The following is a 16,298-nucleotide window of genomic DNA, read 5'->3' as shown; positions in this document are numbered from 1 at the left end:
ACGTCTCCTCTCCATCCAGGCTTCAGCAAGATCTGGGCCTGGGGTCGATGGACCTGGATGCTGACCGGTTTTGCCGCGCCCGGGGGCGCCCGGCGTGGGCCGGGCGCCACAAGGCTCAAAAACGTAGCTGAACCCCTGCCGAGACCGACCGCCCCGGCTGTGGCGCCAGCGCGCGGATGGTGGCTACGGCCGTGGCGTTGTAGGCCAGACGGTCACCCCCGTTGTCGAGCTTGAGGTAGCCCAGCACATCAAAGCCCGGCTGGTGCCATTGCCGGGTCAGGGCTAGGCGCCAGGTGCCGGAGCCGGCGGTGGGGGTGTCCAGCACGGGCACGCGGCTTTGGCGGGCGGTGCCGCGCAGCTCCAGCCGGCTGGTCCAGGCGCCCCATTGCGCGTCCAGCCCGAGCAGGGCGCGCAGCGGGGCGAGGCGGGGCAGGGGCTCGCCGGTGTCCTGCTGCTCGCCGCGCACGGCGTCGAGCTGGCCCAGCAGCGCGAGCTTGAGCCCTGGCGCCCAGCCCGCCGTGGGCAGGGCCCAGCGGCCCTCCAACTCCACCCCGCGCAGCCGCGCCGGCACGCCGGCAAAGGCATAGACCGGGAAGCGCTCGCCCGTGTCGTCCAAGGACTCACCCGTGGCGGCCAGGGCGATGTAGCGGTCAAAGCGGGTCTCGTAGACATTGAGGTGCACATGGCTGGCCACGCCCTCCCACTTCAGCCCCAGGTCCAGGCTGCGCGCACGCTCCAGCCCCAGGCTCGCGTCGCCCCGCTCCACATTGCCGGTGGCCACGTGCACGCCGTTGGCGTAAAGCTCGTAGTAGGCCGGGGCGCGCTCGCTGCGGCTCAAGTTGGTGCTGAACTGCCAGCCCTGGCCCAGCGGCGCGGTCAGGCCCAGCGCCAGGCTGCGGGGCTTGAAGCTGCGGGATTGGGCGGGGCCGAACTTGGGTTCCTGGGCGTCCGGCGCATCACCTTCCGAGCGCACCCGCACCGACTCCTGGCGCAGCCCGGCGGTGAGCTGGGCGGCACCCAGGTCCAGCTGCTCCAACGCAAAAACGCCGCTCTGCCGGGTGTGCGTGCTGGGCACAAAGGCCTCCTCGCCCAGGGCCGAGAAGTCGAGCTGCTCCCACTGCAACCCGACGACGCCGCTCAGTCGGCCGAGCACAGTGGCGACCGGAGTGTGGGTGGCCTCGACCCGGCCATCGCTGCCCCGGCTCTTGAAGGTGGTGCCCACGGCCCCGTCACCTTCCAGCTCCTGGTGCTCGTAGCGGTTGCGGCTGGCTTGCCAGCTGATCTTGCTGATGAGGCCCGTGCCGGACCACTCGCCGGCGGTGGCCAGGCGCTGGCGCTGCATGCGGATGCTGACGTCGGGCTCAGCGGTGACGCCATAGGTGTTGTGGGTGTCGTCCACCGAGAGGCCGACCCGACCGGAGCCGAAGAACAGCGAGCCGCCCAGGGCGCCTGCCTGGCTGCGGCCGGCGGAGTTGCGCACGCTGTGGCGGGCCTCGCTGCCCGCGTCGGTGGGACTGTCAAAGCGCGGCGTGCGCTGGTCCCCGGCATCGCGCCCGGCCAGGTCGGCATGCCAGCCCCAGCCGGTGTTGCCGCGCCCACTGCCGCCGTCCAGCACCAGGGCGCCGCTGCGCTCGCGGCTCGCACCGCCCAGGCGCAGCTCGGCAGCGCCCGTGAGGCCGGGTGTCAGGGTGGTGGGGATGCGGTTGTCCAGCAGGTTGACGACGCCGCCGAGGGCATTGCCGCCATAGAGCAGGGCGGCGGGGCCGCGCAGCACCTCGATGCGATCCACCACCAGCGGGTCCAGCGCCACGGCGTGGTCGAAGCTGAGGTTGGAGGCGTCCACCGAGGCGCCGGCATTGCTGAGGATGCGGACGCGGTCGCCATCCAGGCCGCGGATCACCGGGCGGCTGGCATTGGGGCCGAAGTTGGACGCCGACACGCCGGGCATGCCAGAGAGCGTGTCGCCCAGGTTGTTGCTGCGTTGCAGGACGAGGGCGTCACCCTCCAGCGCATCCGCAGGCAGTGAGAGCGTGCCGCGCAGCGGGTTGCCGGTGACGACGACTTTGTCGAGGGCTTCAGGCTGAGTTTGGGCTTGGGCCAGGCTCAGGCACAAGCAGGAGGACGCCAGCACCACGGGGCGCCAGGCGAAGGGGAATCGGGACATCAAAGGGCTCCAAGCGCGCCGCCGCCGGCAGGCCGAGAGGGGCCGGGGCGCGGTCACGCACAGGGCGCCGCAGCGGCCCGTGGGTGGGGAGGCAGCGCGCGGCGCGGGGTCAGGAAGTCAGGGTGGCGGGAGCGGCAGTGCGCTCCGGCGGGCCCCGAGCCCCGTGGCGCCAATAGGGCGCGCTGTGGGCCGCCTGTACCGGCCCGGCTTGCGGCGTGGCCGTGGCAGCGGCCGTGGCCGCCGTGGGGGCCGCGTCTGGCCCGGGCGCCGTGCCGGCCAGGTGGGCGGCGGCCAGGCAGAGTTCGCACAGGTCCTGAACGAGACCTTCGCTGCTCTCATGCTGGGCCGTATGCGCCGCGCCGCCCGTAGCGTGCGACAGCGTGTGCAGCCACGCGGCCCCCTGCGCCAGCGGCAGCAGCAGCGCCAATGCCAGCAACCAGCGCTGGGCAAAGGGTCGGACGCGAAGGGAGGCAAGCATGGCGAGGCCGCGATCCTAAACTCGGGGCCACACACCGACCTTTCGTCATGCAGTTGATCGACTCCATCCTGGCCGCCAGCGCCGAGATCACGGCCCTGCGGCGTGACATCCACCGCCACCCCGAGCTCTGCTTCCAGGAGCAGCGCACCAGCGACCTCATCGCCCAGGCGCTCACCCAATGGGGCATCCCCGTGCACCGGGGCCTCGGGAAGACCGGCGTGGTGGGCGTGGTGCGAAATGGCGACTCGCCCCGCGCCGTGGGCCTGCGGGCCGACATCGACGCCCTGCCCATCACCGAGCGCAATACCTTCCCCCATGCCAGCACCATTGCGGGGCGCATGCACGCTTGTGGGCATGACGGCCACACGGCCATGCTGCTGGCCGCCGCCAAATACCTGGCCACGCACCGCAACTTTGACGGCACGGTCTACCTCGTCTTCCAGCCGGCCGAGGAGGGCGGCGGCGGGGCGCGCGAGATGATCAAGGACGGGCTCTTCGAGCGCTTCCCCATGGAGGCCATCTTTGGCGCCCACAACTGGCCGGGCCTCGCGGCCGGGCAGTTCGCGCTCAAGAGCGGGCCGGTGTTCGCGTCCAGCAATGAGTTCCGCATCGTGCTGCGCGGCAAGGGCTGCCACGCCGCCATGCCCCACCTGGGCCTGGACCCGGTGCCGGCCGCCTGCCAGCTGGTGCAGGGCTTCCAGACCATCGTCAGCCGCAACAAGCGGCCCATCGACCCCGGCGTGATCTCGGTCACCATGATCCAGGCCGGCGAGGCGACGAACGTGGTGCCCGACAGCGTGGAGCTGCAGGGCACGGTGCGCACCTTCACCGTCGAGCTGCTCGACCTCTTCGAGCGCCGCATGCGCGAAATGACCGAGCAGCTGGCCGGGGCCTTTGAGCTGACGGCCGAGTTCGAGTTCCGCCGCAACTACCCGCCAACCATCAACCACGCGGCCGAGACCGGCTTTGTGCGCGAGGTGCTCACCGGCATGGTGGGGCCCGAGAACGTGCTGGACTTCGAGCCCACCATGGGCGCCGAAGACTTCAGCTACTACCTGCTCGAGAAACCCGGCTGCTACTTCCTCATCGGCAACGGCGACGGCGACCATCGCAGCCTGGGCCACGGCCTCGGGCCCTGCACCTTGCACAACCCCTGCTACGACTTCAACGACGAGCTGATCCCGCTGGGGGGCTCGATGTGGGTGCGGCTGGCCGAGGCCTGGCTCCGGCGCTGAAACCGGCCGGCGGGAGCCGACCCCTGTTGCACGAAGCACAAGCGCCAGCGCCGGCGCTGCAAACGCTTTCGTGCGCGCCGCGAACTAGTTCGCGTTCGTGCGCACCGCCTTGGTGAGCGCTCCCAAGGCCGTTCCTAGACTGCGCCGCTTGACCCCGCTGCCCGTCCCGAGGGCGGCGCTGGCTCATGAGGAATGCACGGACGATGAAACGCCTTCTCTGGATGCTGCCCCTGCTGGCGATTGCGCTTGGCGCTGTGACCAGTTTCTGGTTCACGCGCTCGACCAACGAGTTGCTCGACAACCTCGGGCGCACCGACAGCCCGGCTCTCGGGGCCGTGCAATCGCTGGCCTTCGGGCTCACTGCCGTGGCCGACGGCTACAAGAGCGCCGCTGCCGCTGCTGACCAGGCCGCCCTCGACGGCGTGGCCCAGAAGGTGGCCCTGCTGCGCGACGAATTCAAACGCTATGCCGCCGTGCCGGGCCGTGCCGACGATGCCGCGCGCCTCTCGGCTGCCTTCGACACCTACCAGCAGGCCGCCAGCAAAGTGGCCGACATCCTCATCAAGGGCAAGGGCGGTGACGTGGGCGAGGCCGCCCAGGCCATGCAAGCCGCGCAAAAGACGCTGGAGACCGACCTGACGCGCCAGAAGCAAGCCGCCCAGGCCCAACTGGACGACCACATCGCCCAGACCCAGCGCCTGGTACAGCGCGGCTTTGCGGCCAACCTGCTGGCCTCGCTGCTGATGCTGGCGCTGTCGATCGGGGTGTCGAGCTGGTCGGTGCGCGTGCTCAAGCGCCAGCTCGGTGGCCAGCCCGATGAGGCCACCGAGATCGTGCACCGCATCGCCAGTGGCGACCTCAGCACCCCGGTGCGCCTGCGCGACGCCAGCTCCGCCAGCCTGCTGGCCGCGATGAGCGAGATGCAGCATGGCCTCTCCGCCGTGATCGGCGATGTGCGCCAGGCCGTGCAGCGCGTACATACGGCGGCGGGCGCCATCGGCGAGGGCAACAGCCTGCTGTCCGAGCGCTCCGAGCGCCAGAAGGAAAGCCTGCATGCCAGTGCCGCCAGCATCGACGAGCTGACCCGCTCGGTGCGCAGCAATGCCGACAGCGCCGAGCAGGCCCGCAAGCTGGCCGCCCAGGCCAGCGTGGCGGCCGACGACGGCGGCCGCGCCGTGGCCGACGCCGTGACCGCGATGGGCCAGATCTCGGACCGTGCGCGCAAGATCGTCGAGATCACCTCGCTGATCGACGGCATCGCCTTCCAGACCAACATCCTGGCGCTGAACGCCGCTGTCGAAGCTGCCCGCGCGGGCGAGCAGGGCCGGGGCTTCAACGTGGTGGCGGGCGAGGTGCGATCCCTCGCTCAGCGCGCCAGCGCGGCCGCCAAGGAGATCAAGACCCTGATCGACGACTCGGCCGAGCGCATTGACGCCGGCGCCCGCCACGTCAACGAGGCCGGCGTGGTGATGGGCCGCCTGGTGGACTCGGTCAAGCAGGTGGGCCAGCACATCGAGCAGATCTCGGGCGCCTCCGCCGAGCAGCGGCGCGGCATCGAGCACGTCAACGCCATGGTCTCGGAGCTGACCGGCCATACCGACGACAACCACGCCCTCGTCGCCGAGGCCGGCCAGGCCTCGCAGACCTTGCAGCAGGTGGCCAGCCAGCTGGACGAGGCCGTCGGCCGCTTCCGGCTGGAAGCGCGCCGCAGCTAAACCCCCCTTTCTCCCTTGAAGTTGTTGTTGAAGGATTCCGAATGATTCGAGCGTCCCTGAAGCTGGCCCTCACCGCATTTGCGGCCATGACCGCCGCCACCCTGACCCTGCCCGCGCGCGCTGACGACGCGTTCAGCGTCTCCGGCTTTGCCACGGTGGCCGCCGGCAAGGTGCTGGGCGGTGACCGCACCGACGACTACTACCGCTACCCCTGCCCCTGCTTCATTGCCGACTACAGCCACGGCGCGCTGTACGCCGAGCGCTGGCAGATCAAGCAGGAGACCAAGATCGGCGTGCAGGGCACCTACACCTTCACACCCAAGCTCTCGGCCACCGCCCAGGTGGTGGGGCGCGGCGTGGATGGCGTCAAGGCCGGCCTGGAGTGGGCTTACCTGTCCTACGACCTGACCGACAGCTGGACCCTGCAGCTCGGGCGCAAGCGCCTGCCCATCTACTACTACTCCGACTTCCAGGACGTGGGCTTTGCCTACACCTGGGTGCGCCCGCCGGCTGACCTCTACGGCTGGGAGATCGTCAACTACAACGGCGTCAACGCCACCTACCGGGGCGACTGGGGCGGCTGGGCCGCCAAGACCAACCTCTTCCTGGGCCGCGAGAACAGCCGCGACAACCTGATGCAGCGGCTCTACTACGACCAGCCGCAGGACGTGACCTGGAAGAACATCATGGGCGGCGACCTGGTGCTGCAGCGCGGCATCCTGACCGTGCGCGGCACCTACATCCAGTCCGACGTGCAGCAGTGGGACCGCACGACCGGCGAGCGCGTCACGCCCGCCGCTGACCTGTCCAAGTCCGCCGAGAAGCAGCGCATCTACGGTGTCTCGGCCAACCTCGACATCAACGACTGGTTCGTGCGCAGCGAGTACAGCGTGTTCGACCGCAGCGGCTACAGCTACAAGTCCAAGGCCTACATGCTGGGCGTGGGGCGCCGCTTTGGCGACTTCACCGCCATGCTGACGCACACCCAGTACGGCGAGCACAACACTTTCACCCCCGACGCCATCCAGCGCGACAGCGGCGACTCGGCCACGCTGCGCTATGAACTCGGCCCCTCCACCGCGCTCAAGCTGCAGTGGGACCGCTTCCGTGACCGCTCGGGCGCGGACCTGTCCTACGTCGGCAACTCGCGCCTGCTGTCGGTCTCGATCGACACGCTGTTCTGAGCACGGAGGGACTCATGCAACGCACACAGACTGCCCGCTCACGTCGCCTGCGCTCGGCCTTGATGCTCGCTGCCCTGCTGGCCAGTGGCACAGCCGGCGCCGAGCCCGTGCTCGTGGTCAACGCGGCCTTCACCGCCGCGCTGGACGACGAGGCCGCCGCCAAGATCTTCCTGCGCCAGGTCAAGACCCTGCCCGACGGCACGCCCGCCAGCCCCGTCACGCAAAAGGACGGCCCCACCACCGAGGCCTTCCGCAGCCACGTGCTCAAGAAGAACGCCTCCCAGCTCAAGGCCTACTGGGCCCAGCAGGTCTTCACCGGTGGCGGCAAGCCCCCGCCCGAGCTGGAGGGCGACGACGCCGTGCTCAAGCATGTGGCTGACACGCCCGGCGGCATCGGCTACGTCGAGAGCGGCAAGACCCGCGCTGGGGTGCGCGTGATCAAGCGCTGAAACCGGGCAAGTGCGTCGGTTGGCGCTGGTGCGGCGCGCCATGTACTTGAGGGGCGATTTGTGCAGCGCTCTCGCTCAGCTGCTGCATCCGGATTGCCCGGCTGTGGTCACCTCGATGGGAAGCCCTCTGCGGCAGAACAGCAATGCCCTGAATCACGCGCTTTCCCCCTTTACAGTGGAAGGTTTGGCGATTCACATCCGCGATCTCCGCGCTTCATCGCCATAGGCCCAAGCTCCGCGTCCTTTCGGATTCCATCGACGCCCCCAAATTCATGCACACCACCTCCAAGGTCGAACCCGCCACACAAGGCTTTTACAAGTTGTCGGCGCTGACGCGCATCGGTTTCGGCGCGGGTGACCTCGCGCAGAACCTGATCTACCAGACGGTTTCGACCTACTTGCTCTTCTTCTACACGAACGTCTTCGGAATCAGCGCGGGGGCAGCCGCCTTCATGTTCCTCGTCGTACGGCTGGTGGATGTCATCTGGGACCCGTTCGTAGGCGCCTTCGTTGACAAGCGCAACCCGCGCCTTGGAAAGTACCGCAGCTACCTCATCCTCGGCGGCATTCCCCTGAGCGGGCTGGCCGTCCTCTCCTTCTGGAACGGGTTTTCCGGACAGCTTTGGTACGCCTACGTGACGTACGTCACCCTCTCGCTCTGCTACACGTTGATCAACGTACCGTACGGCGCGCTGAACGCCTCGCTCACTCGCGACACAGACGAGATCACCAAGCTCACGTCGACACGCATGTTCATGGCGAACCTCGGTGGCCTCGCCGTGCAGTTCGGCGTGCCCGCCACGATTCAGCACTTCGCCCCGGACAACGACTGGTCCAAGCCTGCGTCGTCGCCAATCTGGTTCGCGGTGATGTCGGTCTACGCCGTCGTCGGTTTCGGTCTGCTGGTGTTCTGCTTCACCCAGACCAAGGAGCGGGTGGTGATGGACGAAAGCACCGGCCATACCGTGAAGTACGCGGATCTCTTCACCGAATTCGCCCGCAACCGCCCCCTGCGCATCGTCGCGTTCTTCTTCATCACGGCGTTCGCCATGATGGCGGTTGGCAACTCTGCTTCTGCGTACTACATGCAGTACAACCTGGACCGGGCCGACGCCTTGCCGGTCTTCAATGCGTTGGGCTCGATTCCCGCCTTCATCTTCATGCCCATGGTCCCGGCGCTCAAACGCGCGCTGGGCAAGAAGGGCATGTTCTACCTCTTCCTAAGCGTCGCGATGATCGGCATGGGCATGCTGTACGTCGTGTCTGTGGTCCCCGCTCTCCGGTCGCAGCTGTGGCTGGTGTATGTCGCCCAGTTCGTGAAGTCCACGGGCGTGATCGTGGCCACCGGCTACATGTGGGCCTTGGTACCTGAGGTCATCTCATACGGGGAATGGCAAACCGGCCGCCGCATCTCCGGTGTGGTGAGCGCCCTGACCGGCATCTTCTTCAAGGCCGGCTTTGCCCTCGGCGGCGTCATCCCAGGCGTGGTGCTTTCCATGACGGCGTTCGATCCGACCAAGGCGCAACAGTCCGCCGCAGCCCAGCAGGGCATCCTCTGGCTGGTCGTCGTCCTCCCTGCGATCCTCCTGGCGTTGGCCATGTTCATCATTTCCAAGTACGAGCTGGAAGACGACAAGATCGAAGAGATCAACCGCGAGATTGAAAGCCGCCATCGCAACGCAGCGCCCTCTGCCGTAGCCACGGCCTGACCCTACTGGGCACAGCAGGTCTCCACGGCGGCGGCAAGCCTCCGCCCGAGCTGGAAGGCGATGACGCCGTGCTCAAGCACGTGGCCGACACGCCTGGTGGCATCGGCTACGTCGAGAGCGGCAAGACCCGCGCCGGCGTGCGCGTGATCAAGCGCTGAGTCGCTGCCCCAGGGGCGCGAGACCTACACTGCCGAACCCGGCCAGGCCCCATGCCTGCGCTGGTGGTTTGCAAGATGTCCACGCCCACCCAAGACACCGTCCTCCAGGACACCCAGCACTGGCTGGTGCAGGCCGTCATCGGCCTCAATCTCTGCCCCTTTGCCAAGGCGGTGCACGTCAAGAACGGCATCCGCTACGTGGTGAGCGAGGCCACCGAGCCCGAAGCCCTGCTCAAGGAGCTGGCCCACGAGCTTTTGCTGCTGCAGCGCAGCGACCCCGACGAGGTCGAGACCACCTTGCTCATCCACCCGCAGGTGTTGACGGATTTCCTCGACTTCAACGACTTCCTCGCAGCCGCCGATGGCCTGGTGGACGAGCTGGAGCTGGACGGTGAGCTGCAGGTGGCGAGCTTCCACCCCGACTACCAGTTCGACGGCACCGAGCCGGGCGACATCAGCAACTTCAGCAACCGCTCGCCCTACCCGACCCTGCACCTGCTGCGCGAGTCGAGCATCGAACGCGCGGTCGAGGCCATGCCCGACACCGACCGCATCTTCGAGACCAATATCGAGACGTTGGAGAAGCTTGGCCTGGCCGGCTGGCTGGCACTGGGGCTGAAGGCTACTCCTTGACCCAGGAGAGGCTGGCGCTGCTGCGCTTGCCTTGAGACGAGCGCGAGCGGTGCACGGCTTCCATGCCGGATTTGCCGCCGTTCCAGGCGGCGATCAAGAGCTGGCTCACGTCCTCGCGCGAGAAACTTTCCAGGTCAGGCCGGCACTGCTTGATGGCCACGGCCAGCAGATCGCGTGGTACACCCTGGTGGGTGGCCAGCACCGAGATCAGGGCCGTGAAGAGGTCGGGGAAGGCCGTGCACAGCGTCTGGATGCGGTGCATGGAATCAGCCGGCGCATTGCGCGCGCCCGGCAGCAGCCAGTCCAGGGCCAGTTCAGTTGGGCTGGGAAGGGCGGGAGTAGGCGTCATGGCGTCGCTCCGTCAGCTTCAGTCTCCATCTCGGCCGGGGGCGAGACATGGGTTTTCGGGGAAAGCGCAGGGCGGCAATTCGGCACACTCCGCGCGTTCGGCGAGCGGCTGTGCGCTCTGGCGCCGCAGCTGTCAGCCGACACTCGCAAGCATGCAACCCAAAACGCTGGCTTTGGTCGATGACGACCTCGACTACGCGGAATACCTCACGCAGGACCTGCGCGAGCGAGGCATCGCGGTGCGCCGCTTCGACGACAGCAATGCGCTGCTGGCCGACCCCGAGGCTTTTGACTTCGAGTTCTACCTGATCGACCTGATGCTGCCCGGCGTTCAGGGCACCGAGCTGATCAAGATCCTGCGCCGCCGCACCGAGGCCGGCATCGTGGTCGTCTCAGGCCGGCTCGGCCCCGAGGTGTTTGGTGAGGTCATCACGGCCGGTGCCGACATGTACCTCGTCAAGCCTGTGCAGTTCGAGCAGGTGGCCTTGGCCATCGGCGCCGTGCAGCGCCGCGTGGTGCGGCCCGGCTCGGCCGACAGCCTCTGGAAGTTCGACGCCGCTGCCGGCGAGCTGATCGCGCCGGACGGCATCCGCATCCAGCTCAGCGATGCCGACCAACTGCTGATCGAGTGCTTCGTCAAGGCCGCCGGCGAGCCCGTGACCCGCGAGGCCTTGCTGGCCTGCCTGGGGCGCGCAGCCGGCGCCTCCGAGGCCGACGATGGCCTCTCCGCCACCATCTACCGCCTGCGCCGCCGCATCGAGCGCGCCACCCCCATGCTCGTGCCCCTGCAAAGCAAGTCGCGCGTGGGCTATGTCTTCAAGGCTCCGCTGCAGCGGGTCTGAGCGCTCTGACGCCACGCCGTAACGCGCCGGGGCCTATGCTTTCGCCATCCCACTTTCGCTTGTCCTCATGAAGTTGTTGTCGCTCTTCTTCCTCGCGGTCGCACTGGCGGCGCTTGTCGTCTTCCTGCTGCGCCGCAAGCAAAGCCGCGAGCGCGCGCAGGAGCGCGAGCAGCGCGAGGCCCTGGCCCTGATCGAGGCCGCCCGCATCGCCGCCGAGGCCAAGCGCGCTGCGGCGGAGAAGCAAGCTGCGGAACCGGTTGCGGAAGCTGTTGTTGAGCCGGCCGCTGAGCCCGAACCCGATGCAGAGGCCCTCGCGGCTGCGCAAGCGGCTGCAGAAGCCGCTGCCCAGGCTGCTGAACGTGAAGCTGCCGAGCGCCTGGCCGCAGAACAGGCCGAGGCCGCACGTGCGGCGGCAGAGCGTGCCGAGGCAGAGCGACGGGAAGCCGAACGTGTTGCCGCAGAGCGCGCGGAAGCCGAGCGTGCCGAAGCTGAACGTCTAGAAGCTGAACGTGCTGCAGCTGAACTTGCGGCAGCTGAGCGTGCCGAGGCCGTCCGCCGCGAGGCTGAGCGCCTGGAAGCTGAACGCCTGGAAGCCGAACGCCAGGCCGCCGAGCAAGCCGCCGCTGAAGCTGCTGCAGCCGCTGCCCGCGCCCAGCGCGAGGCCGAGGAACGCGAAGCAGCGGCGCGCGCCGCCGCCGAAGCTGAAGCCGCCGAACGCGCGGCTGCCGAGCTTGCAGCTGGCGAGCTTGCAGCTGGCGAACGTGCCGCTGCAGAACGTGCCGCCGCTGAACGCCTGGCCGCAGAGCAGGCTGCTGCCCAAGCGGCCGCTGCTGCTGAAGCTGCTGCCGTGGCGCCACCCACCCGGCCACTGAGTGCCGCCGAGACACGGGTGATGGTGGTGGACGACTCCAAGATTGTGCGCGTCAAGACCCAGCGCACCTTGACGCCCCAGGGCTACCAGGTGCTGCTGGCCGAGAGCGCCGAGCAGGCGCTGGCGCTGTTCGAGACCGAGGCGCTGCCGCACGTGGTGATCACGGACGTCGAGATGCCGGGCCTGGATGGCTTCCAGTTCACACGCCACATCCGCGCCACGCCGCTGCTCTCGCACCTGCCGGTGATCATGATCACCTCGGCCGACGACCGGCGTGAGGCCGCCACCGCTGCGGGCGTGACCGTGCTGCTGGGCAAGCCCTACCCGGAAGAGACCTTGCTGGCCCACATCGAGGCCTTCCGCAGCGCGGTGAGCGTGCCGGCCTGAGAGGCTGCTCGCCCTGTCAATCGGCGCCCTGCGGCACCACCAGCCGCAGCACCGAGCCCGAGGCATCGCTGCGCGCCAGCTCGGCGCGGCCCTGGTGCAGCTCCAGCACGCGCCGCACGATGTAGAGACCCAGGCCGTGGGTGCCCTCGCGCGCCTGGCCGGCGCGTGCACCGCGCTGGAAGAGCCTGGCACGTACCCCTTCGGCAATGCCCGGCCCCTGGTCTTCGACCTCGAACACGATGGCCGGCGGCTCCTCCACGTCCAGCACGCGCAGCCACACGGGGGTGCTGGTAGCTGAGTACTTGAGCGCATTGCCCAGCAGGTTGCGCAAGGCCAGGCGCATCAGGCTCATGTCCATCCAGGCCGTGCGTGTGCTGCTCTGGCGTTCGATGCGGATGCGCTCACGCGCCTCGCGCGGCAGGTCGGCCAGGCAGACGGCGATCAGGGTGTCGATGTCGGTGTCCTGCGTGGCGACGGACGCCGCGCCGGCCAGCGAGGTGGCCGCTGCCAAGGTGTTGTCCACGCCGCCCAGCACCTGGCTGATGACGGCCTCGGCCCGGGCCAGGCGTTCGCGCAGCACGGGGGCGGCCTGGCCTTCGAGGGCGGTGCTGGCGCTTTGCAGCGCGGCGCTGGCGCTGTTGAGCGGCAATCGCACTTCGTGGGCCAGCACATCGAGCATCTCGGAGCGCTCGTTCAGAAGGCGGCGCAGCTCCTCGGCATGGTGTTCGATCTCGGCGCGCAGGCTGCGTTCGCGTGTCAGTTCGCCCTGGCGGCGCAGGTCGTCGGTCACGTCCACCAGCGACGCCAAGGCGCGCAGCGGCTGGTGCTGGGCGTCGTACTCGGTGGTGGCCGACATCAGCACGTCGCGCAGCCGACCATCGGCACAGCGCAGCTGCAGGGCTTGCTCGACGCAGCCGCCGTCCTGCCACAGCAGCGGCAGCTGGCGCACGATCAGCGCAGCGGCGCTGTCGGCCGGCATGAAGGCGGCCAGCGGGCGGCCGATGACCTCGTCCCGCATGTAGCCGAAGTGGCGCAGCCAGAGGTCACTGACCGCCAGCAGGTGGCCATGGGTGTCGATGGAGTGGAGCAGGGCGGGCGTGGACTCGTAGAGCGCGCGCAGGCGCTGGCGGTGGCCCTCCAGCTCGGCCCACAGGCGGCGCTGGGGTGTGACGTCCTGAAAGCTGCCGACCAGGCGCACGGTCTGCCCGCCCGCAGCGGTGGGCTCTCGGTCGGCCTCGCCCTGGCAGCGCACCCAGATGCGGCGCCCGGTGGCGGTGATGAGGGGCAGCTCCAGGTCCCAGGCGTCGCCGCTGGCAATGGCCTGATCGAGCGCGGTCTGGATGGCGAGGCGGGCCTCGGGGGCGAAGTAGCCCAGGGCTTCGCGCTGGCTGGGGCGGTGGCCGGGCGGCAGGTCATGCAGCCGGCAGGTCTCGTCGCTCCAGATGATCTCGCCGGTGGCGAGCTCCCAGGTCCAGCCACCCACGCGCGCCATGCGGCCGACGCGGGCGAGCAGAGGGCTGGCGTCCGGCCGCTCGGGGCTGGGCTGGGTGGTGACTGGCATGCCAGACGTGATTCTCCCGACGGCCATGTCGCGCGGCGCGGCCGGCGGGGCCGCAAGCGTGCATTCCTCGGCACGGCCTTCAGCCGCGCCCGAACCACCCTTGGCGCAGTCCGCCGCAGTGGGCCACGCTCCAGCGGTCTACCGGCAGGCGGTGCCAGCCGCCCAGGGGCACACGCTGCCAGCTCGCTTCGTCCAGCCGGCAGGTCCAGCGCTGGTCGTCGCTGTTGCGGAAGACGACCTCATAGAAGGCCTCCCGGTGGCCCAGGCGTTCGGCGCCGGGGGTGTCGGGGGGCAGGGCGCGCAGCGTGGGTGCGGGCCAGCGCGGCGGGCTGCTGCGGTCCCCCTCGTCGTGGGCCAGCCAGAGCGTGCGCCAGGCGGTGCTGCTGTACTGGCAGCGCTCCAACTGGCCGCCGTCGGGGTGTTCAGCCAGGCGCCGGCCGGTGATGGGCACGCTGGCCGGCAGGTCGCGGCACCAGTCGGACGAGGTCTCCTGCTGCAACCGCTCGACCTCGATCTCCAGCCGCCAGGTGATGCGTTCGGCCTCGACGAGTTCGCCACGCGGGCGCAGCAGCCACAGCAGGGCGATCAGGCAGAAGCACAGAAAGACGCCCAGCTCGCGCCGGCGGCGACGTTTCTCGGCGGGGGTGTCACCAAACATGTGGGGTGCATTTTCCCCAGCAGCCGGCGGTATTCCCGGGGCTGTGGGCCTCGGCGCATGGCGACAATGCCCGCATGAAGGTTTTCTACTGGTTGATGGCGCTCCTGATTCTCGGAACGTTCATCCCGTCTGCGTTCTACCTGGCCTTGTTCCTGTTCACCGGCGATGACCGGGCCCTGGAACGTGCGCGCAAGCTCTGGAACCTCTCCCGCGTCTTCACCCTGTTCAGCGTGAACATCCTGATCTGGGGCCACGTGCTGGTGGCGGCCTGGTCGCTGTTCCGCTAACCGCGGCCGACGGGCCGGCCTCAGGTCGCGTCAAAGATCGGCACCAGGGCCTCTTCCCACTGCTCCAGATCGGTCCACTGCACGTGCAGCCAGGCCATGGCAGCGGCGTGGTTGGCGGCCCAGTCGGCGTCCTCTGACAGCCCTTCGTGGCGGCGCATCAGCCACTCGGCAATCAGGCCGGCGGCGATGAGGGCGTGCACGTCGGGGTCCACATCCTTGGCGCCGAGGGCGCTGAAGTCGTGGTGCAGGCGCACGGCGGCCATCAAGAGCGGCGGCAGGTTCCAGACCCGTACGACGAGGGCGCCCACCACGGCGTGGTCGGTGCGGTGGTTGGCGTTCTCGGTGGCGATGAAGGGGCGGTCGATGCGCGCATTGGCCTCGACCATGGTGCTGGCATAGCCCTTCATGCTCTGCAGCAGCACCGGCATGCCCACATGCAGGAAGAGCCCGAAGCCATGCGCCAGGTCGCGCGACATGCCGGGCAGTTGCTGGGCGATGAAGTCCATCGCGGCCGCGCGCTTGGCTGAGCGCTCCCAGAAGCGCGCGAGCTGGCGGTTGTTGACCGGGATGGCGTTCTGCACCAGGAAGCGGGACAGCAGTTGCGCCGTCTCGCGCAGCCCTAAGCGCGTCATGGCCTGGCCCACGGTGGAGCAGGGCGGGCCCACCGGCTTGTAGAGCGGCCCATTCGCCATGCGGATGAGGGCGGCCGACATGGCCACGTCCTGGCTGGCAATGTGCGAGACGAGGTTCAGGTCAGGCTCGGCCTGACCCATCGCCTGCTGCAGCTGGGCCAGCAATTCGGGGCAGGGCGGGATCTGGACCTGGCGGAGATCACCCTTGGCGCGGCTGGTGTCCAGCTCGCTGCGGATGGCCTCGGTTTGGCGGGGGGACGACATGAGAAAAATCTTAGGGCAGTGCCAAGTTTGCGCGCTGTCTAAAAGGGCTCGATGTGTACGATCCTTCACGCCCATGAAGCTGCGCGCCCTGATCGCTCGTATCGCCGTGCTGTGCATGCTGCCTGTTATGGCCTGGGCGGCCTATGACGCCACGCGGGTGCTGGACGTGGCGGCCTCGCGCAGCAGCAAGGTGCTGGAGCAGGCGCGGGACCTGGTGGCCCTGATCGAGCGCGTCGCGCGCCTGGATGAACCGGCGCGCCTGGTGGCGGTGAACCAGTTCTTCAACCAGCGCATCGCCTTCCATGACGACGCCGAAACCTGGGGCGTGCCCGACTACTGGGCCTCGCCGCTGGAGTCGCTGGAGCGCCGTGCCGGCGATTGCGAGGACTACGCCATTGCCAAGTACTTTGCGCTGGCCGCCAGTGGCGTGCCGGTGAGCCGGCTGCGCATGGTCTATGTGCGAGCGCGGCTGGCTGGGCAGTCACAGGCACACATGGTGCTGGCCTACTACGCCGAGCCCAATGCCGAACCCGAGATCCTGGACAACCTGCGCCCCGAGGTGCTGCCGGCCTCACGCCGGCCGGACCTGACGCCGGTGTTCAGTTTCAATACCGATGGCCTGTGGCAGGGTGTGGGGGCGCAGTCGCAAGGCGACCCGCTGGCCCGGCTCTCGCTGTGGCGCGACCTCGTCGCCAAGGTGCGTGGCGAGGGACTGTTTTGATG

The 16,298-nt window shown here is 69.0% G+C and carries 16 protein-coding genes; 10 read left to right on the top strand and 6 right to left on the bottom strand.

Annotated elements, in window-relative coordinates:
• Positions 1 to 115 precede the first annotated feature (115 nt).
• Together ABDJ85_RS08910 and ABDJ85_RS08905 are read right to left on the bottom strand one after the other, a co-directional pair.
• A complete protein-coding gene (locus ABDJ85_RS08910) occupies positions 116 to 2,164 on the bottom strand; it encodes a TonB-dependent receptor (RefSeq protein ID WP_347704402.1) in 2,049 nt (682 codons plus the stop codon).
• Positions 2,165 to 2,273: 109 nt separating this feature from the next.
• The gene (locus ABDJ85_RS08905) at positions 2,274 to 2,642 is read right to left on the bottom strand and encodes a hypothetical protein (protein ID WP_347704401.1); all 369 of its coding nucleotides are present in this window, start codon (positions 2,640 to 2,642) and stop codon (positions 2,274 to 2,276) included.
• Positions 2,643 to 2,689: 47 nt separating this feature from the next.
• On the opposite strand from ABDJ85_RS08905, the gene ABDJ85_RS08900 reads away from it, so the two are divergent.
• The 6 genes from ABDJ85_RS08900 (at position 2,690) to ABDJ85_RS08875 (ending at position 9,725) form a co-directional block, all read left to right on the top strand.
• On the top strand, positions 2,690 to 3,877 hold the full coding sequence (locus ABDJ85_RS08900; protein ID WP_347704400.1) for a M20 aminoacylase family protein: 1,188 nt from the start codon (positions 2,690 to 2,692) through the stop codon (positions 3,875 to 3,877).
• A 203-nt stretch (positions 3,878 to 4,080) separates the two neighbouring features.
• A complete protein-coding gene (locus ABDJ85_RS08895; protein ID WP_347704399.1) occupies positions 4,081 to 5,592 on the top strand; it encodes a methyl-accepting chemotaxis protein in 1,512 nt (503 codons plus the stop codon).
• Between the two features lie 41 nt (positions 5,593 to 5,633).
• Positions 5,634 to 6,776, top strand: a complete 1,143-nt coding sequence (locus ABDJ85_RS08890; protein WP_347704398.1) for a hypothetical protein — start codon at positions 5,634 to 5,636, stop codon at positions 6,774 to 6,776.
• A 14-nt stretch (positions 6,777 to 6,790) separates the two neighbouring features.
• Positions 6,791 to 7,225: a hypothetical protein gene (locus ABDJ85_RS08885; RefSeq protein ID WP_347704397.1), complete on the top strand. Its 435-nt coding sequence runs from the start codon at positions 6,791 to 6,793 to the stop codon at positions 7,223 to 7,225.
• 272 nt (positions 7,226 to 7,497) lie between these two features.
• On the top strand, positions 7,498 to 8,934 hold the full coding sequence (locus ABDJ85_RS08880) for an MFS transporter (RefSeq protein WP_347704396.1): 1,437 nt from the start codon (positions 7,498 to 7,500) through the stop codon (positions 8,932 to 8,934).
• Between the two features lie 233 nt (positions 8,935 to 9,167).
• On the top strand, positions 9,168 to 9,725 hold the full coding sequence (locus tag ABDJ85_RS08875; RefSeq protein WP_347704395.1) for a DUF1415 domain-containing protein: 558 nt from the start codon (positions 9,168 to 9,170) through the stop codon (positions 9,723 to 9,725).
• Here ABDJ85_RS08875 and ABDJ85_RS08870 read toward each other — a convergent pair.
• Positions 9,715 to 10,074 (bottom strand): hypothetical protein, encoded by a 360-nt coding sequence (locus ABDJ85_RS08870; protein WP_347704394.1) that lies wholly within the window; start codon positions 10,072 to 10,074, stop codon positions 9,715 to 9,717. The two genes, ABDJ85_RS08875 and ABDJ85_RS08870, sit on opposite strands and share 11 nt — an antisense overlap.
• Positions 10,075 to 10,225: 151 nt before the next feature.
• On the opposite strand from ABDJ85_RS08870, the gene ABDJ85_RS08865 reads away from it, so the two are divergent.
• The gene (locus tag ABDJ85_RS08865) at positions 10,226 to 10,915 is read left to right on the top strand and encodes a response regulator transcription factor (protein ID WP_347704393.1); all 690 of its coding nucleotides are present in this window, start codon (positions 10,226 to 10,228) and stop codon (positions 10,913 to 10,915) included.
• A 67-nt stretch (positions 10,916 to 10,982) separates the two neighbouring features.
• Positions 10,983 to 12,173 (top strand): response regulator, encoded by a 1,191-nt coding sequence (locus tag ABDJ85_RS08860; protein WP_347704392.1) that lies wholly within the window; start codon positions 10,983 to 10,985, stop codon positions 12,171 to 12,173.
• Positions 12,174 to 12,189: 16 nt separating this feature from the next.
• Here ABDJ85_RS08860 and ABDJ85_RS08855 read toward each other — a convergent pair whose 3' ends face one another.
• Positions 12,190 to 13,734: a PAS domain-containing sensor histidine kinase gene (locus ABDJ85_RS08855; RefSeq protein WP_347704391.1), complete on the bottom strand. Its 1,545-nt coding sequence runs from the start codon at positions 13,732 to 13,734 to the stop codon at positions 12,190 to 12,192.
• Positions 13,735 to 13,813: 79 nt separating this feature from the next.
• Positions 13,814 to 14,392 (bottom strand): hypothetical protein, encoded by a 579-nt coding sequence (locus ABDJ85_RS08850; protein ID WP_347704390.1) that lies wholly within the window; start codon positions 14,390 to 14,392, stop codon positions 13,814 to 13,816.
• Between the two features lie 74 nt (positions 14,393 to 14,466).
• Here ABDJ85_RS08850 and ABDJ85_RS08845 point away from each other — a divergent pair, with 74 nt between their 5' ends.
• Positions 14,467 to 14,679: a hypothetical protein gene (locus tag ABDJ85_RS08845; protein WP_347704389.1), complete on the top strand. Its 213-nt coding sequence runs from the start codon at positions 14,467 to 14,469 to the stop codon at positions 14,677 to 14,679.
• A 20-nt stretch (positions 14,680 to 14,699) separates the two neighbouring features.
• Here ABDJ85_RS08845 and ABDJ85_RS08840 read toward each other — a convergent pair whose 3' ends face one another.
• Positions 14,700 to 15,575 carry an HDOD domain-containing protein gene (locus ABDJ85_RS08840; RefSeq protein ID WP_347704388.1) on the bottom strand — a complete coding sequence of 292 codons (876 nt, stop codon included), beginning with the start codon at positions 15,573 to 15,575 and terminating at the stop codon, positions 14,700 to 14,702.
• A gap of 73 nt (positions 15,576 to 15,648) precedes the next feature.
• Between ABDJ85_RS08840 and ABDJ85_RS08835 the strand changes: the two genes are divergently transcribed.
• Positions 15,649 to 16,296: a transglutaminase-like cysteine peptidase gene (locus tag ABDJ85_RS08835; protein ID WP_347704387.1), complete on the top strand. Its 648-nt coding sequence runs from the start codon at positions 15,649 to 15,651 to the stop codon at positions 16,294 to 16,296.
• The last annotated feature ends 2 nt before the right edge of the window (positions 16,297 to 16,298 follow it).

Origin of the sequence: Roseateles paludis (genome assembly GCF_039872745.1) — a bacterium.
GTDB lineage: Bacteria > Pseudomonadota > Gammaproteobacteria > Burkholderiales > Burkholderiaceae_C > Pelomonas > Pelomonas paludis.
Note: the sequence above shows the minus strand (reverse complement) of the source record. Positions and strands in the feature narration are given on the sequence as shown.

Coding starts and splice junctions, on each gene's coding strand:
- ABDJ85_RS08855 (WP_347704391.1), bottom strand. CDS start 13,734: ATGCCAGTCACCACCCAGCCCAGCCCCGAGCGGCCGGACGCCAGCCCT.
- ABDJ85_RS08870 (WP_347704394.1), bottom strand. CDS start 10,074: ATGACGCCTACTCCCGCCCTTCCCAGCCCAACTGAACTGGCCCTGGAC.
- ABDJ85_RS08850 (WP_347704390.1), bottom strand. CDS start 14,392: ATGTTTGGTGACACCCCCGCCGAGAAACGTCGCCGCCGGCGCGAGCTG.
- ABDJ85_RS08845 (WP_347704389.1), top strand. CDS start 14,467: ATGAAGGTTTTCTACTGGTTGATGGCGCTCCTGATTCTCGGAACGTTC.
- ABDJ85_RS08885 (WP_347704397.1), top strand. CDS start 6,791: ATGCAACGCACACAGACTGCCCGCTCACGTCGCCTGCGCTCGGCCTTG.
- ABDJ85_RS08910 (WP_347704402.1), bottom strand. CDS start 2,164: ATGTCCCGATTCCCCTTCGCCTGGCGCCCCGTGGTGCTGGCGTCCTCC.
- ABDJ85_RS08865 (WP_347704393.1), top strand. CDS start 10,226: ATGCAACCCAAAACGCTGGCTTTGGTCGATGACGACCTCGACTACGCG.
- ABDJ85_RS08840 (WP_347704388.1), bottom strand. CDS start 15,575: ATGTCGTCCCCCCGCCAAACCGAGGCCATCCGCAGCGAGCTGGACACC.
- ABDJ85_RS08875 (WP_347704395.1), top strand. CDS start 9,168: ATGTCCACGCCCACCCAAGACACCGTCCTCCAGGACACCCAGCACTGG.
- ABDJ85_RS08880 (WP_347704396.1), top strand. CDS start 7,498: ATGCACACCACCTCCAAGGTCGAACCCGCCACACAAGGCTTTTACAAG.
- ABDJ85_RS08895 (WP_347704399.1), top strand. CDS start 4,081: ATGAAACGCCTTCTCTGGATGCTGCCCCTGCTGGCGATTGCGCTTGGC.
- ABDJ85_RS08835 (WP_347704387.1), top strand. CDS start 15,649: ATGAAGCTGCGCGCCCTGATCGCTCGTATCGCCGTGCTGTGCATGCTG.
- ABDJ85_RS08890 (WP_347704398.1), top strand. CDS start 5,634: ATGATTCGAGCGTCCCTGAAGCTGGCCCTCACCGCATTTGCGGCCATG.
- ABDJ85_RS08860 (WP_347704392.1), top strand. CDS start 10,983: ATGAAGTTGTTGTCGCTCTTCTTCCTCGCGGTCGCACTGGCGGCGCTT.
- ABDJ85_RS08900 (WP_347704400.1), top strand. CDS start 2,690: ATGCAGTTGATCGACTCCATCCTGGCCGCCAGCGCCGAGATCACGGCC.
- ABDJ85_RS08905 (WP_347704401.1), bottom strand. CDS start 2,642: ATGCTTGCCTCCCTTCGCGTCCGACCCTTTGCCCAGCGCTGGTTGCTG.